The following is an 18093-nucleotide window of genomic DNA, read 5'->3' as shown; positions in this document are numbered from 1 at the left end:
TTTTTAGAGGGAGAGAGAGGATCTGGCCGTGCATAGAAGCGGTCAGATCCTTTTTGGATTCATAGCCATAACTTATATGTTGGTATGCCACAATAGATTTATATTAAAGGAGTCTTCTGTTACGGAAGACTCCTTTTTATGTTTCATAATTTTCCAGTATATATGAATACAAAATACAAAACATAAAAGAAATAGACCCGAGACTAATCACACCAATTAGTAAATAAAATCCCCATTGTAGCTTCAAAAACAAACAAATGAGTATGGTAAGCGACATATATTGAAAAATACGCTGACTAAACAAGCGTATTTTCTGTAACACAATCGGCTCCTCTTCCTTTTCTCTTCCTTTTTTAAATCCTTTACTAACCATAAAAAGAAACGCACTACTCCCGATTATAAGGCCCGTTTGAAATGGTATATCTATTCCAGTGCCAATAGCAAGAATAAGTATATGAATAAATAATAAAAATAGCGATACATTCTCTTTAAACCTTATTACAATGTAGTGGTCATTCTCATTCAGCTTATATACGTAACGTGAGATTATATACAACAGACCATGAAAAAAAATAATAAGGCAAGGAATAAACAATACAACAACTTGCTTCCTTGCATATTCATTTGGTTCACCATCCTGATTCCAATGCACCGCTAAATAATTCGGTAAATATGGATATAGAAACAACGTAAATAGAAGACCAGCAAGAAATATACCCATAATATATTTATGTCTTACCAAGTACTCTTCACCTCTCTTTTCTATTTACGGCTTCGATTTCCATAAAAAAATTCCTGCAAAAAATATCTTTCTCAACCACACAGAAGAACTTTATTTATTCGACATTTTAAAAGATTCAATGATGTTATTTAAATGATTAGGAAGTGGCACTTCTACTGTTATCTCTTCTTTCGTAATTGGATGTAAAAAAACAATCCGCATAGCATGTAAGGCTTGATGAGACATATGTGTTGCTTGTCCACCATATAACATATCACCAATCAGCGGATGACCACTATGACTCATATGAACGCGAATTTGATGCGTTCTCCCTGTCTCTAATTGTAACGTTACAAGCGTTACATCTTGCTTCTTGAAGTATTTCTCTACTTTATAATGCGTTATAGCATGATCACCTTTTGGAGACACACGGCGTCTTGTTGCATGATGTCGATCTCTTCCAATCGCTGCGTCAATTATTCCTTGCTTCTTTTTTACTTTCCCTTCCACCAATGCCAAATATGTTCTTTTTATGTTACGCTCCATCAATAATCGATCCATAATGGCACCGGCTATCCCATGTTTCGCAAATACAACACCACCTGTTGTATCTTTATCTAATCGATGAATATGACGTACTTTTGTCTCTACACCTTGCATTTGTAAATGAAAAGCAACGAGGTTCGCGAGTGTTCCTGTTCCCCCTTTGCTAGAAGGATGCGTATCCATATGCGCAGGTTTATTTACAATTAATACGTGGTCATCTTCAAATATCACTTCTAAATCACCGAACTCTGGCTGGACACCATACTCTTCCTGGATAAACATATGAACCTGCAGTTTATCTCCTTCTTTTAAAGGGTCACTCCACCCTTTTCGTTCTCCATTGACGATAATGCCTCTTTCCATACGAATCCTGTGTAATAGTTTTTTGGGGACGCCCCATTCTTCTTTTAACAAAGAATCAATGCTGATACCGCTCCATTTAGCAGGAACCGTAATTTCGCACCATTCTCCCTTTCTTTTCATTTCCATGCTTTATCCACCTTATTTCTATTGATTCTACTATTGTAACGGAAAATGATTCATTATGCATTGTTTAAAGCAAAAGACAGTCTACATAATAGACTGCCCTCTAAGCACGTAATTTCTTCATTTCTTGTAACGTTTCTTCTGCTTTTTGTTCATAAGATAGATCTTTAAAAAAGTCTGCCAATCGCTTATAGTCGTTGTAAGCATCTAATAGTTCATCTATCGTTTCTTCTTTAGAAACAGTTGGCTTTGATTTCATTTTCACTGGGTACCGATAACCAGACATCTCATGTATTTTATAATATTCTTCCTCCACTTGAATGACTTTCACAAGTTCCTCTTCTTCAGCATCCATCGTATACCCATCAAATTCTCTAAGTAATTCATAAATAATATGAGTCCATTCATCTTTTGGATAAAAACCTTTTTCTAGCCTATAACCGACAATGCGATACATGTGCCCATCATTTTCTGCAAACTGTACAGTATCATTTAACTTAAATTTAAAATAGCGAAACATTGTCTTCACCTGCTTCTATATGTATTGTTCTTATCACATACTATTTGCAAAAAGAGGGGAATGCTATTCATAAAAAAGCGCCCTTCTATAAGAGAAACTGCTAAAAATATGTTTTGGAGTGTGAGAGAAGATCCGCTTATACATAGAGGCGATTAGTGCCTTTTCCAACCATTCAGCATGAAAGTAAAAGGAGGATGCTTTTGTTTTCATAGCTACGACTAATATGCCAGTATATAAACGATATATAAACAAGAGGCTACTGAAAAACTTTCGTTTTTCAGTAGCCTCTCTACAAAATAAGCGCTTTTTTAATCTGATGATTTTACTTGTTTCTTTCGAAAAGGTAACCACCAATTCCAATCTCCGAACATTTTCATTAAGCTCGGTACAAGCATAAGTCTAATAATCGTCGCATCAAGAAAAATAGCGAGTGCCACACCAAGCCCCATTTGTTTTACTGGTAAAATATCTGTAAAAGCGAATGCTCCTGTTACAACAATCATAATAAGAGCAGCTGATGTAATAATGCGACTTGTTGATACAAGCCCTTCAAGCGTTGCCTTGTCATTATCTCCTGTCTCTTCATATAATTCATGAATACGTGAAATAAGAAATACTTCATAATCCATACTTAAGCCAAATACAAGGCCAAATATAAAGATTGGTAACACGAATAAAACCGAACTTTCCTCTAGTCCAAAGTGCCCTCCTTCAAATAACCAAATCACAATACCAATGGTTGCACTTAAACTAAGGATATTCATCACAATCGCCTTAATTGGAATAAGGATAGAACGGAAAGCGAATAATAAAATAAGGAAAGTAGATCCGAATATGACAGACATCCCGATTACAACTTTATCTTTAATTTCATCCTCTAATTCTTGTTGAAATGTTGTCATACCACCTAAATAATACGTAATACTGTCATCTTTATACGTGTCTTTAAAATCACGAACCCATTGTTTCGCAGTTTCCGCTTTAGGCTTTGTATCCAAGAAAATTTGAAGAGTTGTTTTATTTCCTTTCGTATATGCTTCTAGTACAGGTTCCACTTGCGTACGCTGCGGAGATTGTAACAATGTAGCCAATTGTTCAGCGTTCATACCATTTAACTCACCATATAGACTGTTAACTTTATAGACATGCTTATCTTTTTTCAGTTTTTGAATAACATCCTCTAACTTCTGTAAATTTTCTTTCTCTATGACATTCCCCTTCATCTCTAGCACTACTGTCACATCAGCATGTGTTTTTACAGTTTTGTTGAATGACTCTTCATACTGCTCATACGCAACCCGTGTATCACTTTTCTCTGGCAATGCTTCTACACCAGGAAATTGAAGATTGGCAGTGCGAAGCGGCAATAAACAGACAATAATAAACAATGTAACAACGATAATCATCATAATAGGATGCTTCATAACAAATTGAGCGAACTGACGCCACATGTTTGAAGTGCGAGGTGCAGTTTGATTCTTTTTCAATATTCGTTTCCCTATTAACGATAACAATGCTGGAAGAAGTGTAAGTGAAAATAAAATACTCATCACAACAACAATCATTCCGCTAATCGCAACAGATTGAATGTAATCAATCTCAAAGAAAAATAGACCAGATAAACCAACAAAGACACATAGTCCAGAGAATACAATAGCGCGCCCCGCTGTTTGATATGTGACAGCTATTGCCTCTTTTACTGTCCGATATGCCACTTCCTCACGAAACCGATTTACAAATAATAATGCGAAATCAATTGATAAAGCAAGCCCAATCATAGGCGCAACATTTAATACAAAAATTGACAATTCTTTATCTACACCAATAAAATATAAAATTCCCATTGTACTTAGTACGCTAAGCGCCCCATTTATAATCGGCAAGATTGATGCAAGCAAGCTACCAAACGAAAATAATAGTACAAGAAAGGCAATTGGCAGCCCGATCATTTCTGCTACTTTCAAATCATTTTGTGTTCGCTCGTTAATTTCTTCATTAATCTTTGGGAAACCGGTTGGTGATACCTTCAAAACATTGTTACTCTCTTTTTGTATTTCTTTTGCAAATTGTAACGTCTTTTCATTACGCTCTTTACTTGTTTTCCCGGAAAATAAAATCGTCGCATACGCAATATCATCTTGAATCATTTCCTTATTTTCTAATGGATGACGGAATGAATCATACGTTTCTTTCGTTTGAATATTCGCTACAATTTCTCCTATTCGTTTTTGAAAATCCTCATTTGCAACTCCCTTACTCTTCTGAAACACGAGGAGGAGCGTGTCTTGAGACTGTTTAAAATCTTTATCTAAAATTGCTTTTGTCGTTTGATAGTCTCCTTCTGTTTGGAAGCCATCGCCTCCTAATACCCCCGGAAGTTTTGGTGCAAAAATGCCAAGTCCTATCGCTAACATGATTAATGCCGCAATAACTGTATAGCGAAATCGATACAAAAAAGTACCTAGTTTTCCCCATTTATCTATTTTATGTACATTTGTCTTCACGCATTTTCACCTACTTTATATAATTAATGATTCCCCCTACATTTTAGCATATCTTACCATGATCACTAATAAAACATAATAAAAAAACACCCGAAAGTCCCTATAGTCTAGGAATTTTCAGATGTTTCTTATCTCTCTTGATTTGCTCCAAACCGCTCTGAAAGTAAGCGGTGAAAATAAATAGCCATAATTAATAAAATACCACTTAAACAATAGCCAGCTAAAATATCAGTCGGATAATGTACAGATAAAATGATTCTACTTAATCCAATCAATAAAATCTGTATTGCCATAATAAGTGTAATAATAATTTTTCCAGCCATATTTTTTACGTTTGCAGCAATAATGTACGCAAGAAATCCATACGTCATAATGGATAGCATAGCATGTCCACTCGGAAAGCTATATCCAAGGGCATCAAGTGCCTCATTTAAGCTCGGTCGATCTCTTTTTACAATTTCTTTTATCCCCTTATTAACAAGGTGCGTAATTAATATAGCAGTTGGATAAACTACCATTGCTACATAATAGCGTTTCTTAAAGAAGATTAGCAAACTAACAATCAGAATCGTAACAATTCCAATTGCAGAGCCTAACTTTGTAAAATATGAAAAAAACTTAAGAGAATTTTCTGTTTGTAAACTGCCTACAAGGTTTTTCACATATGAATCAATTGATGTTACACCATCTGCTTGTACTCTCCAAGCAATGAGAGCAAATGCAGCAAATAACAAGATGATACAAGCAAGCTCATATTGATGCAATTTTCGTTTCAAGCTTTTTCCTCCCATTATGAAAAAATGCGATTTCTATTTAGAAACCGCATTTTTTAATTTCCAATATATACATTACAGCTAGGAAAACAAAAGAAGACTTCCACTCATTTTCTACTTATGTTTTCACATGGCACGGGGCGAAAAAAGAATCTGACCGCTTCTACGCTCAGCCGGATCCTCTCTCCAACCTAAAAGATTAGGTTTTCTATCTGTTTTTCTATCTATATTTATATATTTTGGGTTCCCAACATATACATCACGGCTTGGAAAACAAAAGGAAACTTCCACTTACTTCCTCCTTCTGTTTTCACATGGCATGGGGCGAAAAAAGAATCTGACCGCTTCTACGCTCAGCCGGATCCTCTCTCCAACCTAAAAGATTAAGTTTTCTATCATTATTTCCCTTTTGTTTTTAATTCCGTCCAGTAACGATCGTACTCTTTTAATTTATCGTCTACATCAACAAGCCACTCTGTACGATTTAACTCCTCTGGTGATAAGAAAATCATTTTATTATCACGGTATTCTTTACTGTGAAGCTCCCAAGCTTTTTCATTTGGATTACTATATCCAATGGATTCATAGTTTTTCACACTTACTTTTTCATCCATTAAATAATTCATAAACTTCTCTGCAAGTTCTTTATGTTTCGCACCTTTCGGAATCGCTAACGTATCCGCCCAAATCGTTCCGCCTTCTTTTGGAACAACATATCCTACATCTTTATTATCTTTTGCAATAAATGCTGCATCTCCAGACCATACTGTTCCAATCCAAGCATCTTCTGTAATAAACTTTTGTTTAATATTATCTGTATCAAATGCAAGTAAGTTTGGCAGTAACTTTTGTAAATCGGTCGCTGCTGTCTTTAACTGTGCATCATCTTTTGTGCTATTTGAAAATCCATTCTTCTTAAGCCCCATGCCTAATACTTCACGAGAATCGTTCAATAAAGTAACATGGCCTTTATATTTCTCATTCCATAAATCGTTCCAACTTGTTGGCGTTTCTTTTACATACTTTTTATTATATGCAATTCCTGTTACTCCCCAAGTGTATACAAGTGAGTATTTATTCTCCGGATCGAATGCAGGTGTTTTAAAGTTAGATACAAGATTCTTTACGTTCGGAATGTTGTTTTTATCTAACGGCTCTAATAAATCCATTTTCGCCATCGTTTTAACCATGTAGTCTGACGGTTGAATTAAATCATAATTTGCTCCACCAGCTTGTAATTTCGCAAGCATTTCTTCGTTACTTGCATATTTATCATAGTTAACTTTTACATTATATTTCTTTTCAAAGTCCTTAATTACTTGCTCATCAAAGTTATCAGCCCAGCTATAAATATTTAGCTCTTCTTTCTTTTCACCACAACCAGCAAGTACACCGGCAACAAGGCTAAAGCTAAGTGCTACGCCAGCTACTTTTTTCATCAATTTCATCGATTCATTACCTCCTCGTTCTTTATCATGCGCACTCTCTTATAACGGAAGATGTCCTCCAGAGTTTTCTTCACCGTCTGCACCTTTATTACGGAAGATTTCTGATGCAACCATTAATCCAACAATCACAACAATTAAGATGGTAGAAAGAGCATTAATTTCAGGTGTTACACCACGTTTCACCATACTATAAATATATAATGGTAATGTTGTTGACCCTGGACCGGATACGAAGAAACTAATCACAAAGTCATCGATTGATAGTGTAAATGTTAATAACGCCGCTGAAATAACACCAGGCGCAATACTAGGGAATGTTACATAGCGAAACGTTTGCCACGGAGTTGCTCCTAAATCATTTGCTGCTTCTTCTAAATCACGTCCCATACCAGAAAGGCGTGCTGCTAAAATAACAACAACAAATGAAATACTAAATGTAATATGCGCAATAATAATGGTAACTTGTCCTAATTCCATACCAATCTGGCTAAATAAAATAAGTAGCGATAATCCCATTAAAATATCAGGAATTAAAATCGGTAAGTATACAAGACCGTTAATTGCCCCTTCAAAGCGATATTTATAACGATGTAATGCAACAGCGAAAATTACACCAAGAACTGTTGTTACAACTGTCGTCACAATCGCAATTGTAATACTATTTACAAATGCATCAATAACATCTTGCTTTTGAAATAAATCTGTATACCAATGAAGTGTAAATCCTTCCCATTCTGCGTTAATACGTGAATCATTAAAAGAATATACCATCAGAACCATCATTGGAAAATACAAGAACAATAAAATTAACCAAGAATACGAAATTAAAAACTTCTTCATTTTTGTCTATTCCCCTCCGTTTCCGTATTTATATACTTTCGTCGCACGATAATATAAGTAAATTAACAGAACAGAGAACAGAACCACGATAATAGATAACGCTGATCCAAATGGCCAATCACGTGCACCTAGGAATTGGTTTTGAATCACATTTCCGATTAATGCTACTTTCGATCCACCCATCACGTCTGATACAACAAACATTCCGATAGATGATACAAATACTAAAATCGAACCAGTCGCAACTCCTGACATTGTCATTGGCAATGTTACATGCCAAAACGCTTTCATCGGTGTTGCTCCTAAATCATATGCTGCTTCTAACTTACGTTTATCAAGCTGCTCGATTGCTGCGTACACTGGTAAAATCATAAACGGTAGTAAAGAATATACCATTCCTAATATTACAGATGGTGTATTATACAATAAATTTAACGGTTCACTAATAATGCCTAACTTTAACAATAGTGTGTTTACAAGACCTTGTGAGCGTAAAATAACAATCCATGCATACGAGCGCACAAGGAAGTTAATCCAAAACGGAATCGTTGCCAATAATAAAAGAATAGAGCGGTATTTGCGATCAACAATTGTAATCGTATATGCAAATGGGTAACCAATAAGTAAACAAAGTACCGTCGTAATAACTGCAATTTTCACTGTTTCCCATAGCGTATTCATGTACAAGGGGTCAAACACGCGCGCTATATTCTCTAACGTAAATTGCATTTCCACTGTTCCATATGCCCCGCGCTGCAAGAATGCGAATGCTAATACGAATACAAGCGGAAATAAAAAGAAGATTAATAACCACGTAACTGTAGGTAATGCGAGTAGTTTCCCTTTTTTCAATTTAAGGTCACCTCATCCTCTTGCTCCCAGCCTACGTATACATTATCTCCAATACTCCACTGCGCTGCTTCTTCTGCAGTTTGGTATGCCATTAATAGTTCTGATGTTTTTTCATCACGTACATACAGCTTCTCCATATTTCCAACAAATTCGATATCTTCAATATGTCCAAGATGGTATTCTTTTAAAATTGGTTGCTCAACCGAACGTATTTTCACATTTTCAGGGCGAACTGCTACATAGTTTTCCCCATTTTTAATAATATTATTTTCACCAATGAATGTCGCGACAAACAATGTCTTTGGCTCATTATAAATTTCCTTAGGCGTTCCAATTTGCTCGATGTGCCCTTTATTCATAACGACAATACGATCACTCATACTCATTGCCTCTTCTTGATCATGCGTTACATAAATGAACGTAATTCCTAAATTACGTTGCAGATTTTTCAATTCACGTTGCAAATCTTTTCTTAATTTAAAGTCTAGTGCTCCAAGTGGCTCATCTAGTAATAATACACGCGGGTTGTTTACGATTGCTCTTGCAATCGCTACACGTTGTTGTTGTCCACCAGAAAGTTTTGCTGGTTTACGATTACGGAATTCAAGAAGCTGTGTTAAACGCATCGCTTCTTCTGCACGTTCTTTTTGTTCCGCTGCAGATACTTTTTGCATCTTCATACCAAAACAAATATTTTTCTCAACCGTCATATGTGGAAACAATGCATAATGCTGGAACACTAGGTTCATATGACGCTTATAAGGTGGTAAATCATTTATTCTCTCCTCATCGAGTAAGAGATTACCTTTTGTAGGAGTTTCAAACCCTGCAATCATACGAAGTAAAGTGGTTTTACCACACCCACTCGGTCCAAGAATTGTTAAAAATTCTCCTTCTTTAATATCTAAAGAAAGAGGTGGAATAATCACTTGATCTCCAAAATGTTTTTCTACCGCTTCAACTTTAATAATCTTTTTCATTTTCCCGTCCTATCTACCTCAAGTTTTTTAATCTTTATATTCATGAATATATTAGTTTTTTTATAAATTCTTTTGTTTCGATCCAAACAAAAATAATTGTTTAACAGCGTCCTCTTCTATTCCTTATGTAGTATGTTTGTTTCATTTTCTCATGATACATATGTCGAACAGAAAAACCCCTTCACGTAAGAAGGGGCTTTTATCATACGGCTACGCCTACTGATAAACACCATCATCATTTTAACAACTTTCGTATGAATTTTAAAGCACTTTTTGTAGAAGAATAACGAATTTTCATATCAAACACTGTAGATTGAGATAAAATGCTTTTATAATGCGAAAATGTGCGAAAACTTTGTTTTCCATGATAACTTCCTAGTCCACTACTTCCAACGCCGCCAAAGGGTAAATATGGGGTAGCAAGGTGATACACAACATCATTTATGCACCCTCCACCATATGAAATATTACGTGTAATGTTTTTTTGAACTTCTTTACTCTCTGAAAATACGTATAAGGCTAATGATTTAGGTTGCCTTTGAATCATTTCAATTATATCTTCTATTTTCTCATACTCCATAATTGGCAAAATCGGACCGAAAATTTCATCCTCCATAATCGAATCCTGCCATGTAATATTCGTTACAATACTTGGCTCAATATGCAGCGTTTCTTCATTATATTTCCCGCCAATTTCAACTTTTCCATCTTGTAAAAACGAACATAACCTTTCAAAATGACGTTTACTAACGATCCGAACGTAATTTTCATTTTGCAGAGGTTTTTCTCCATATTGATTTTTAATTTCATTTCGCAATTCTTCAATCAATTGTTCTTTTACAGAAGAATGAACATATATGTAATCCGGCGCGACACATGTTTGTCCCGCATTTAAGAATTTCCCCCAAACAATGCGCCTTGCTGCTATTTCTAATTGTGCATCATGATGCACAATACATGGGCTTTTTCCGCCAAGTTCTAGCGTAAGGGGCGTTAAATTTTTAGCCGCTGCTTCCATAACAATTTTCCCTACTCCGACACTACCCGTGAAGAAAATATAATCAAACGGCTCTTTTAAGAGTGCAGTACTTTCCACAATACCACCTTCAACAACCGCAACCAGTTCGGCCGGAAATAACTCCCGTAACATGTTTGCAAGAAGACTAGACACATTAGGTGTCAATTCGGAAGGTTTTAATACAACTGTATTTCCAGCGGCTATTGCCCCTACAAGGGGTGCGATTGCAAGTTGGAATGGATAATTCCACGGGGCCATTACAAGGGTAACACCATATGGCTCTGGAACGACTTTTCCTTTCGAACCAACGTGCGTCAGTGCTGTACGAACACGCCTTGGCTTACTCCATGAAGAAAGGTGCTTCATTAAAAATGAAATTTCCTTTAATACGTATCCAACTTCTGTCGTAAATGATTCATGATCGGATTTATTTAAATCTAATTTTAACGCTTGAAAAATATCAGATTCATACTGCTGAATCCCTTCATACAATCTTTTTAAATTTTGTTTTCTTACCTCTATATTTCTTGTGTACCCTTTATAGAAATATGATTTTTGCTCGTTCACAATAGAAGTAATATCCACCTGTTATCCCTCCTCCTATATTCATATTAATTTTTCAACATATAAATCAATGCTCTGAAAACAAAAACAGATTTCCACTCATTTTCTTCTTTTATCTTCACTCGGCATGGATTTGACCGCTTCTATACATAGACGGATGCTCTCTTCCATCTAAAAAAGGTTTATCTCGGCTCTTCAATATATATGCCATCTTTTACTTAACATTTTCTATTCTTAAAGTTTCATTATATATGAGTTTGTATTTCATATAAAATACATTTGCTCATAAAAAAAGCTGTTGAAAAGAAAATCTTCAACAGCTTTTTCATAATTAACGGTATAGGCGAACTGCTCCTGCAGATTTATCATCCGATTGACCAACTACTTCAAATTTCAGGCCAAGTTGCGGTAAGATACGTCCTGCATCTGGAATTTGCTTATTAATATACGTTTTAGAATCATCAAATTTCGCAACCCCTGGTAATCCTTTGTAGTCAAACGTTCCACGAGTTGGTGATACTACTTTCCAAGCTGGTGTTTGATCGAAAGAGAACGCTGCATCAGCAATTTGATAACGTGTGCTATCTTTAAATGTTGGTTTACCATTTAAAGTTCCTGCAATTGCTTCAGGATGAGAGTCAACTACACCAAGGAATCCGTATCCTGGATGTACGCCAACCCAGTTATCTGTATAGCTAGAATCTGCATACCACACAACCATACCTGTGTTATATACTGGGCCACGAGCATGTTTTAACGCTTCATCCGCACCAGCATAGTTTCTCCACTCTACATAGTAGTTATGGCTCTTCTTCTCGATTCCATTTGAAACAACAAAACCATCTAACTTAAACTGAGTATCGCCTTCTGCATCATCAGAGAATACGACATTACCATCTACTGTTAATGTTGCATTATCAAGAGTAAATCCATTTAATGCTAATCCACCATCAGTAATGTATTCAAATACTAGCTTCACTTTTTTGCCTTTGAATTGGCTTAAATCATACGATTTGTCTACCCATTGTCCAAGAGATGTATCTGCACCATCTTTTACATTCTTCTTACCAATCGTATCGATTAATGTTTTCGTTCCATCTTCAGCCACAGCATGTACTTCTAAGAAGTCATAATCTGTTTCGATTTCATACAACGATTTGTAATCAAACTTTGCATTTGTTGCATTTGTTAAATCAAATAAAGGTGTTTCTAATGTTGTATGAAGATCATCGCCTTTTGTACTATAGTAGTACTTCTTACCAAATGCAGGTTCAATTCCTTTTACATCTTTATCCGGTAAATTAACACGGATCAAACCTGGTCGAGCTGTTTTTGTTACACTTTGATCTAAGTATGTTGCATAACCAACGCCTCGGTTTAACTTATCATAATCTACTTCCACAATGTTTGCCCAGTTTCCACCAATTGTTTTTTGGAAGAACTCTTTGTTTTGCGGAGAGAAACTTGTTGGCGTCGTTCCAGCAATGTTACCTGCCCAGCTACCACCACTCATAATAGACCATGATTGAACTGGTTCACCGCCGCCAGAGTATTTCGTGTCATACTCATCTGGAAGACCTAAATCATGACCATATTCATGTGCGAATACACCAACTGCTCCATCTTCAGGTTCAATTGTGTAGTCAAATGCTGCCATCTTACCGCCCCAATATGGCACTTTCGCTTTTGTTCCGTCAATTGCAAATGGTTTTGGACCAATTGTCCAGCGATGTGACCAAATCGCATCGTCACCTAATTTACCGCCGCCAGCTTCTTGTCCAACACCCGCATGAATTACCATTAAGTGGTCAACCAAACCATCTGGTTGATTTTTATTGCCGTCTTCATTTACATCATATTGATCAAATTGATCAAATTCTGATAAATCAAGACCGCTATCTACCGCTGCTTTTAACGCATCTTTGATTAGGTCACGAGGTCCTAATGGGCCTTTGTTATCGTGTCCATCTCCAGCATCTGCACCGTAATCAGCCGCTTTACCTGGAACTGTTAACCATTTTGTAACTGTTCCATCTACTGTATAACTACCGCCAGATTGTTCTTCATAATATTTCTTAAATGTTTCAATGCTTGTCCCATCTTCTAATTTAAACGGTTCGTCACCAAATAGCATTTTTTGATAATGTTCTTGGTTAAAATCACTAGAATACATATAACCAGGCTCTTTATCGATATTGTTATGTTTGAAATCCGCATACTCTACTAGTAAAACTAGTACTTTATCTTTACGAACTTCCCCGTTATACTCTTTTGCTTTCGCAGGAGAAGTTGGCACTTTACCATTTAATGCTCCTCTAACTGGACCAGTTCCAGCAGCATTTCCATTTGCTGGTTGTTCCAATTTTTCTTTTGTGTCAGCTTTTTCATCTTTTACCTTCTTCAGAAAATCAGACGCTTCTTTTGTAACAGAATCCCCAGTTGTTACTTCTTTTCCAGGTTTGTCACCCTTCTTTTTCTCTACATACTTTTCGACAGCTTTCTTTGTTTCTTCTTTTGAAGCAGATGAATCAATTACTCCACGTTTTTTCAGAGCATCCGCTAAACGCTCCTCTGGAATTAAATGATCATCAATTGGACTTGTAGGTGTTTTTGCAGGCGTTTCTGCATAAACAGACTGACTACCGGCCCCAAACGAGCAGCCTAATACAGCTGCTAAAGCCAGTGTTGATAAAACTTTAAATGGTTTCTTTTTCATCCCCATTTCCTCCCCTAATAAGAATATGTACTAATATTTAGATAATAATAAAAATTCAGTAACTTTTCAATATTTTGTTTTATTTTGCGTTATTTTGTAAAATTCGTAATATTTTTGTAAAATTATATATTATCCATAAAAAAATTTCTCAATATATCAGTCATTTCTGAAGATATTGATAATTTTTGATAAAACTATTACAATTTCTTTATAGAATGACAAAATAGTAACTTCTTTATTGGTTTTACCTACAAAATATACAATAAATTAACATTATTTTCACCAAATTAACTTTTCAAAATATTATAATGTGTTTAAAAGATTGTTTATTTTGTACGATTTATGACATGACAATTGGACATTAGGGAGGAATACACTTTGTACAAAGAAAAGGCAGATACGCTAGATCAGGATTGGATTGATTTAATGCTTGAAGCTCTAGATGCTGGAATTGCGATTCAAGATATCGAACACTTTTTCCAACGTATGAACCAGCCTACTGGAAACTAGCAGAGGCGTTCTTTTTAACGAAATTTGTGTTATACTAATTACATCATAAGCCGATTACATACTTACAGAAAGGTGCGCAAAGATGATAGGAGAACGTATAAAACGCCTTCGTTTGCAAAGAGGGATTTCTTTAACAGAACTCGCTGAAAAAGCCGGTGTGGCAAAGTCTTACATCAGCTCTATTGAACGTAATTTGCAAAAGAACCCTTCCATTCAATTTCTTGAAAAAATCGCAAATGTTCTACAAATACCAGTTGACACGCTCCTCCATGACGAAACAACATCCGAAAGCCAATTGGACTCGGAATGGACACATCTCGTCAAAGAAGCGATGAACTCCGGTGTTTCAAAAGAGCAATTCCGAGAATTTCTAGAGTTTACAAAATGGAAGCAAAACCAGAAATAGTGTATACGAGAAGGGGTGCATACTGGGGAGCACTCTTTTTTTATTTAAGAAAAAAGCGGGGAATCTCCCCGCTTTTTCGCTTAATTTTCTTATCTTTCTTCCCCATCTGTTTGGTTTGCATTAAATGTCCATTCTAGGTTTAATGCATCGCCTTGGAATTTATTTTGATCATCTTTATTATCTACAAATTCAAATTGTACCCATAGATAGTCTTCAGTTCCAGCTTCTAAGCCGCCATTTTCACCCCACTCTGGAGCAAAGATATCTTTCGCTAATACATCTGGATCAACATTTTGTAAGTCTGCTAATGTTGTTTCATATACAGGCTCACTTTGTTTATCCCAGTTCCAAAGGAATTTTACTTTAATATGCTTACCGAAATCTTCCCCAGCATTATCACCTTTTGCATCTGTTACTTTATATTTCGTTGCTAATTTCACATCTTTAATTGCTAATGTACCGCTGTTCTTTAATAAGAACTCTTTCTTAACAGTATCCCCTGGTTTAAGGTCCTTAATATCTACAATTGTTTTAGGGTCCAAAGTAAGATCTAATGTACCCGCTGCAAACGTATTGTTCGATACTTCTTTGTCACTAAAGTAAGCGAATGTTCCTCCACCGATTAAAGATAATCCTAATGCTGCTGAAGCGACTCCCATACCTAATTTTTTCTTTAAACTCACTTTAAATTCCCCCTAAGCTTTTTTATTGTTATCTCTTAATGATTGGATAAGAGGTATAACTAATAGAACGACTTTTATTTTTTCTATGGTCAATGTATGTACAATACCCCTTGAATCTATCTGTTCTTTAAAAAGCTACCTTATGTTCATTATAAAGAACATAGAGGTGTTATTGCAACCATAAAATAGATTTAATTTATTTCTCATTTTTTTACATAATATTCAAAATTATTTCCTTTTATAATGAAAAATCCCCTCAATTGGCAGCAGGTTCTTCCATTAATATAAAAGCGTCACTGTCCGCGAATCACTACTGTACTACTTTTGTCGATTGCTCCTTAGATTGCTCTTTTGGTTGTTGCAACGCCGGATTTTTCGGTTCTGTTTCTTGTGAGGACTTTTTCTCTTCTAACTGATCCTTTTCTTTCACAGTTACTACTTCTTCTTTCTTTTCAGGCGGTACGATTTGTTCAGTTTTCTTTTCTACTTCTTTTGATTGCTCAAGTAGCTTTTGCTTCGCCTTTTCATCATCTATTTGCTTTTGGAACCCTTGAATTTGTTCATCAATTTTTTGTAAATTCACTTGCTTATCTACATTCTCACAAACTTTCTTAATAAACGCTAAACCAGCTTGTGTAGACTGAATGAGTTGTTGATTGGATTCCAAATGATTATTTTTTTCACTTTCTACTAATTGGTTATAATAACTCTCAATCTCTATGTATATATTTTGTAACGCCTCACGCTCAGGAGCAATCTTTTCATGCTGCTCTTTCCAGAGGTTCAGCTTTTTTTCAAGTGCTTCTATGGAAGTTGTTTCTGGCGCCTTATTCATCTCATTATATGCATGTATAATAGATTGTTCACGCTGCTGAGCATCGCTTTTTAATATATCAATTGTTTTCGGAAATACAGGTGCTGCAGAAATAACACCTTGAACCTGTTGCTCTTTTACAAAAGCAGCTTCTGTATGAGTAACGATTTGAGAGCCCATATAAAAAGCAGCCGAACACATACATGGTAATATGAGCATCGCTTTTATCCTCTTTGAAGTTTTTGACATTATACCCTCTCCCACTACGTGCATTTCTCGTTCTTTATGAAGAACTTATAAATTCATTATAATGAAGTTGTATTCAAATGAAAAGAAAAAGCTGTATCATTTTTCACTTAATCTACCTCCTACATCTATCAAAAGAAAAAAGCTATCGTTTTTGATAGCTTTTTCCTCGGTTTATTTTTCCTCACCTTTTGTTTGCTGCGCATCGAATGTCCATTTCAACTCAAGTGTATCCCCTTGAAATTGATTTTGATTTTTTCCATTATCCATAAATTCGAACTTCACTTTAAATGTATCCTTGTTTCCCGCTTTAATTCCCTTCTCATCTACTCTCTCAGACAGGGCATCATTATTAACTGGTACAGATGGTTTTCCTGTTAATTGAGATAATTTCTTTTCTTTTATAATCGCATGTCCCTTGTCCATATTTCTTAAAATCGTTACTTTAATCTGGTCACCAAAATCTTCAGTATTATCGCCTTTCGCATCTTTCACACTATATTCAGAGTATAATAAAACTTTTTCAATATCTATTGTCCCACTGTTTACCAATTCAAAATCGCGTATGATCGTATCACCAGGCTTAATATTATTCACATTAATAATTGCTGTCGGATTTGCAGTTAAATCAAGCGTACCTGCCGCAAATGTATTATTTGAGACTTCTTTATCGCTAAAGTACGCGTATGTTCCTCCTCCGATTAATGCTGCTCCCAAAAGCGCTGATGTAATTCCCATTCCCATTTTTTTCTTTAAGGTCATGTCCATATCCCCCAATAATATCTATATATTTATAATCTCCAAAATAGAGAAAATAACGGAATTACACGGAATTACACGGAATTACACGGAATTACACGGAATTACACAGATTGTCCAACATCTGTAGATTTATTTTTCTTTTCATTATCAATGCTACGGATTGCGCTAGAGATAGAAATGATAGAATACACAAGTAAGCATACACCTGGAATAATTAAAAGTAAGGCAGCTCCTGCTTTTGAACTTGCATAATTCAACAAATATCCCACATATGGAACTGTAATATCTTCATATTTTCCAATAACATTTTCCGCTAAGACTGGCTTTAAATCCGGACCATTATTATTGTCACCTTTTGTTTCATACATGACTTTCCCATTTACCTCTTTCACACCAATAATACGGTGAGTGACAATTTTTTTCTCATCTTCTTTAAAAGTAATTACATCATCTTTTTTATATTTAGATCCATCTTTCGTTGGTTCAATCGCAATAATTGAACCTGTTAAAAATGTTGGTTCCATCGATCCAGATAGTACCGTTTTAAATTGATATCCCATTACGGTTGGATCCCCGCCGCTCGCCTTTGATGAAATGACAACAAACGCTAAACAAACCATGAGCGCAAATAAAACAAATGAGATAACGTTACTAATAATCTTCCAAACTAGTTTCATCCGTATCTCCTCCTTTTTATTATGTAT

The 18093-nt window shown here is 35.6% G+C and carries 17 protein-coding genes; 2 read left to right on the top strand and 15 right to left on the bottom strand.

The window, feature by feature from the left end; translation table 11 throughout:
- Positions 1–136: 136 nt before the first annotated feature.
- From HRG09_RS03815 to HRG09_RS03765, 11 genes are all read right to left on the bottom strand, one after another.
- Positions 137–742: a DUF1648 domain-containing protein gene (locus HRG09_RS03815; protein ID WP_174099435.1), complete on the bottom strand. Its 606-nt coding sequence runs from the start codon at positions 740–742 to the stop codon at positions 137–139.
- Between the two features lie 90 nt (positions 743–832).
- A complete protein-coding gene (locus tag HRG09_RS03810; RefSeq protein ID WP_174099434.1) occupies positions 833–1756 on the bottom strand; it encodes an RluA family pseudouridine synthase in 924 nt (307 codons plus the stop codon).
- Positions 1757–1856: 100 nt separating this feature from the next.
- On the bottom strand, positions 1857–2273 hold the full coding sequence (locus HRG09_RS03805; RefSeq protein ID WP_174099433.1) for a histidinol dehydrogenase: 417 nt from the start codon (positions 2271–2273) through the stop codon (positions 1857–1859).
- Positions 2274–2581: 308 nt separating this feature from the next.
- Positions 2582–4777, bottom strand: coding sequence for an MMPL family transporter (locus HRG09_RS03800; RefSeq protein WP_174099432.1), 2196 nt, complete (start codon positions 4775–4777; stop codon positions 2582–2584).
- 128 nt (positions 4778–4905) lie between these two features.
- Positions 4906–5553: a phosphatase PAP2 family protein gene (locus HRG09_RS03795; RefSeq protein WP_174099431.1), complete on the bottom strand. Its 648-nt coding sequence runs from the start codon at positions 5551–5553 to the stop codon at positions 4906–4908.
- Positions 5554–5948: 395 nt separating this feature from the next.
- On the bottom strand, positions 5949–6998 hold the full coding sequence (locus HRG09_RS03790; protein ID WP_174099430.1) for a polyamine ABC transporter substrate-binding protein: 1050 nt from the start codon (positions 6996–6998) through the stop codon (positions 5949–5951).
- A 39-nt stretch (positions 6999–7037) separates the two neighbouring features.
- Complete coding sequence (potC, locus tag HRG09_RS03785; RefSeq protein WP_174099429.1) at positions 7038–7838, bottom strand: spermidine/putrescine ABC transporter permease PotC; 801 nt, start codon at positions 7836–7838, stop codon at positions 7038–7040.
- Positions 7839–7844: 6 nt separating this feature from the next.
- A complete protein-coding gene (gene potB / locus HRG09_RS03780) occupies positions 7845–8690 on the bottom strand; it encodes a spermidine/putrescine ABC transporter permease PotB (RefSeq protein ID WP_098492316.1) in 846 nt (281 codons plus the stop codon).
- Positions 8687–9670, bottom strand: coding sequence for a spermidine/putrescine ABC transporter ATP-binding protein PotA (gene potA, locus HRG09_RS03775; RefSeq protein ID WP_174099428.1), 984 nt, complete (start codon positions 9668–9670; stop codon positions 8687–8689). The genes potB and potA overlap by 4 nt, the downstream gene beginning before the upstream one ends.
- Positions 9671–9905: 235 nt before the next feature.
- Positions 9906–11273, bottom strand: coding sequence for an aldehyde dehydrogenase (locus HRG09_RS03770; protein ID WP_174099427.1), 1368 nt, complete (start codon positions 11271–11273; stop codon positions 9906–9908).
- 310 nt (positions 11274–11583) lie between these two features.
- On the bottom strand, positions 11584–13968 hold the full coding sequence (locus HRG09_RS03765; protein ID WP_174099426.1) for an immune inhibitor A domain-containing protein: 2385 nt from the start codon (positions 13966–13968) through the stop codon (positions 11584–11586).
- A 378-nt stretch (positions 13969–14346) separates the two neighbouring features.
- Here HRG09_RS03765 and HRG09_RS03760 point away from each other — a divergent pair, with 378 nt between their 5' ends.
- Both HRG09_RS03760 and HRG09_RS03755 read left to right on the top strand, forming a co-directional pair.
- Positions 14347–14478: an anti-repressor SinI family protein gene (locus tag HRG09_RS03760; RefSeq protein ID WP_174099425.1), complete on the top strand. Its 132-nt coding sequence runs from the start codon at positions 14347–14349 to the stop codon at positions 14476–14478.
- 82 nt (positions 14479–14560) lie between these two features.
- A complete protein-coding gene (locus HRG09_RS03755) occupies positions 14561–14884 on the top strand; it encodes a helix-turn-helix domain-containing protein (protein WP_174099424.1) in 324 nt (107 codons plus the stop codon).
- An 89-nt stretch (positions 14885–14973) separates the two neighbouring features.
- Here HRG09_RS03755 and calY read toward each other — a convergent pair whose 3' ends face one another.
- From calY to sipW, 4 genes are all read right to left on the bottom strand, one after another.
- Complete coding sequence (gene calY, locus HRG09_RS03750) at positions 14974–15567, bottom strand: biofilm matrix protein CalY (RefSeq protein ID WP_174099423.1); 594 nt, start codon at positions 15565–15567, stop codon at positions 14974–14976.
- Between the two features lie 310 nt (positions 15568–15877).
- The gene (locus tag HRG09_RS03745) at positions 15878–16630 is read right to left on the bottom strand and encodes a DUF4047 domain-containing protein (protein WP_174099422.1); all 753 of its coding nucleotides are present in this window, start codon (positions 16628–16630) and stop codon (positions 15878–15880) included.
- Positions 16631–16801: 171 nt separating this feature from the next.
- Positions 16802–17389 (bottom strand): TasA family protein, encoded by a 588-nt coding sequence (locus tag HRG09_RS03740; protein ID WP_174099421.1) that lies wholly within the window; start codon positions 17387–17389, stop codon positions 16802–16804.
- A gap of 101 nt (positions 17390–17490) precedes the next feature.
- Complete coding sequence (gene sipW, locus HRG09_RS03735; protein WP_174099420.1) at positions 17491–18066, bottom strand: signal peptidase I SipW; 576 nt, start codon at positions 18064–18066, stop codon at positions 17491–17493.
- Between the last annotated feature and the right edge of the window lie 27 nt (positions 18067–18093).

It is taken from the genome of Bacillus sp. Xin1 (assembly GCF_013314535.1).
In the GTDB taxonomy this organism is placed as follows: Bacteria; Bacillota; Bacilli; order Bacillales; family Bacillaceae_G; genus Bacillus_A.
The sequence above is the reverse complement of the archived record's forward strand: the minus strand, read 5'-3'. Positions and strand labels throughout refer to the sequence as shown.

Excerpts from the sequence above, each read along its gene's own strand:
- HRG09_RS03810 (WP_174099434.1), bottom strand. The coding sequence starts at position 1,756 with ATGGAAATGAAAAGAAAGGGAGAATGGTGCGAAATTACGGTTCCTGCT.
- HRG09_RS03805 (WP_174099433.1), bottom strand. The coding sequence starts at position 2,273 with ATGTTTCGCTATTTTAAATTTAAGTTAAATGATACTGTACAGTTTGCA.
- HRG09_RS03790 (WP_174099430.1), bottom strand. The coding sequence starts at position 6,998 with ATGAAATTGATGAAAAAAGTAGCTGGCGTAGCACTTAGCTTTAGCCTT.
- potC (WP_174099429.1), bottom strand. The coding sequence starts at position 7,838 with ATGAAGAAGTTTTTAATTTCGTATTCTTGGTTAATTTTATTGTTCTTG.
- potA (WP_174099428.1), bottom strand. The coding sequence starts at position 9,670 with ATGAAAAAGATTATTAAAGTTGAAGCGGTAGAAAAACATTTTGGAGAT.
- HRG09_RS03765 (WP_174099426.1), bottom strand. The coding sequence starts at position 13,968 with ATGAAAAAGAAACCATTTAAAGTTTTATCAACACTGGCTTTAGCAGCT.
- HRG09_RS03755 (WP_174099424.1), top strand. The coding sequence starts at position 14,561 with ATGATAGGAGAACGTATAAAACGCCTTCGTTTGCAAAGAGGGATTTCT.
- HRG09_RS03745 (WP_174099422.1), bottom strand. The coding sequence starts at position 16,630 with ATGTCAAAAACTTCAAAGAGGATAAAAGCGATGCTCATATTACCATGT.
- HRG09_RS03740 (WP_174099421.1), bottom strand. The coding sequence starts at position 17,389 with ATGACCTTAAAGAAAAAAATGGGAATGGGAATTACATCAGCGCTTTTG.
- sipW (WP_174099420.1), bottom strand. The coding sequence starts at position 18,066 with ATGAAACTAGTTTGGAAGATTATTAGTAACGTTATCTCATTTGTTTTA.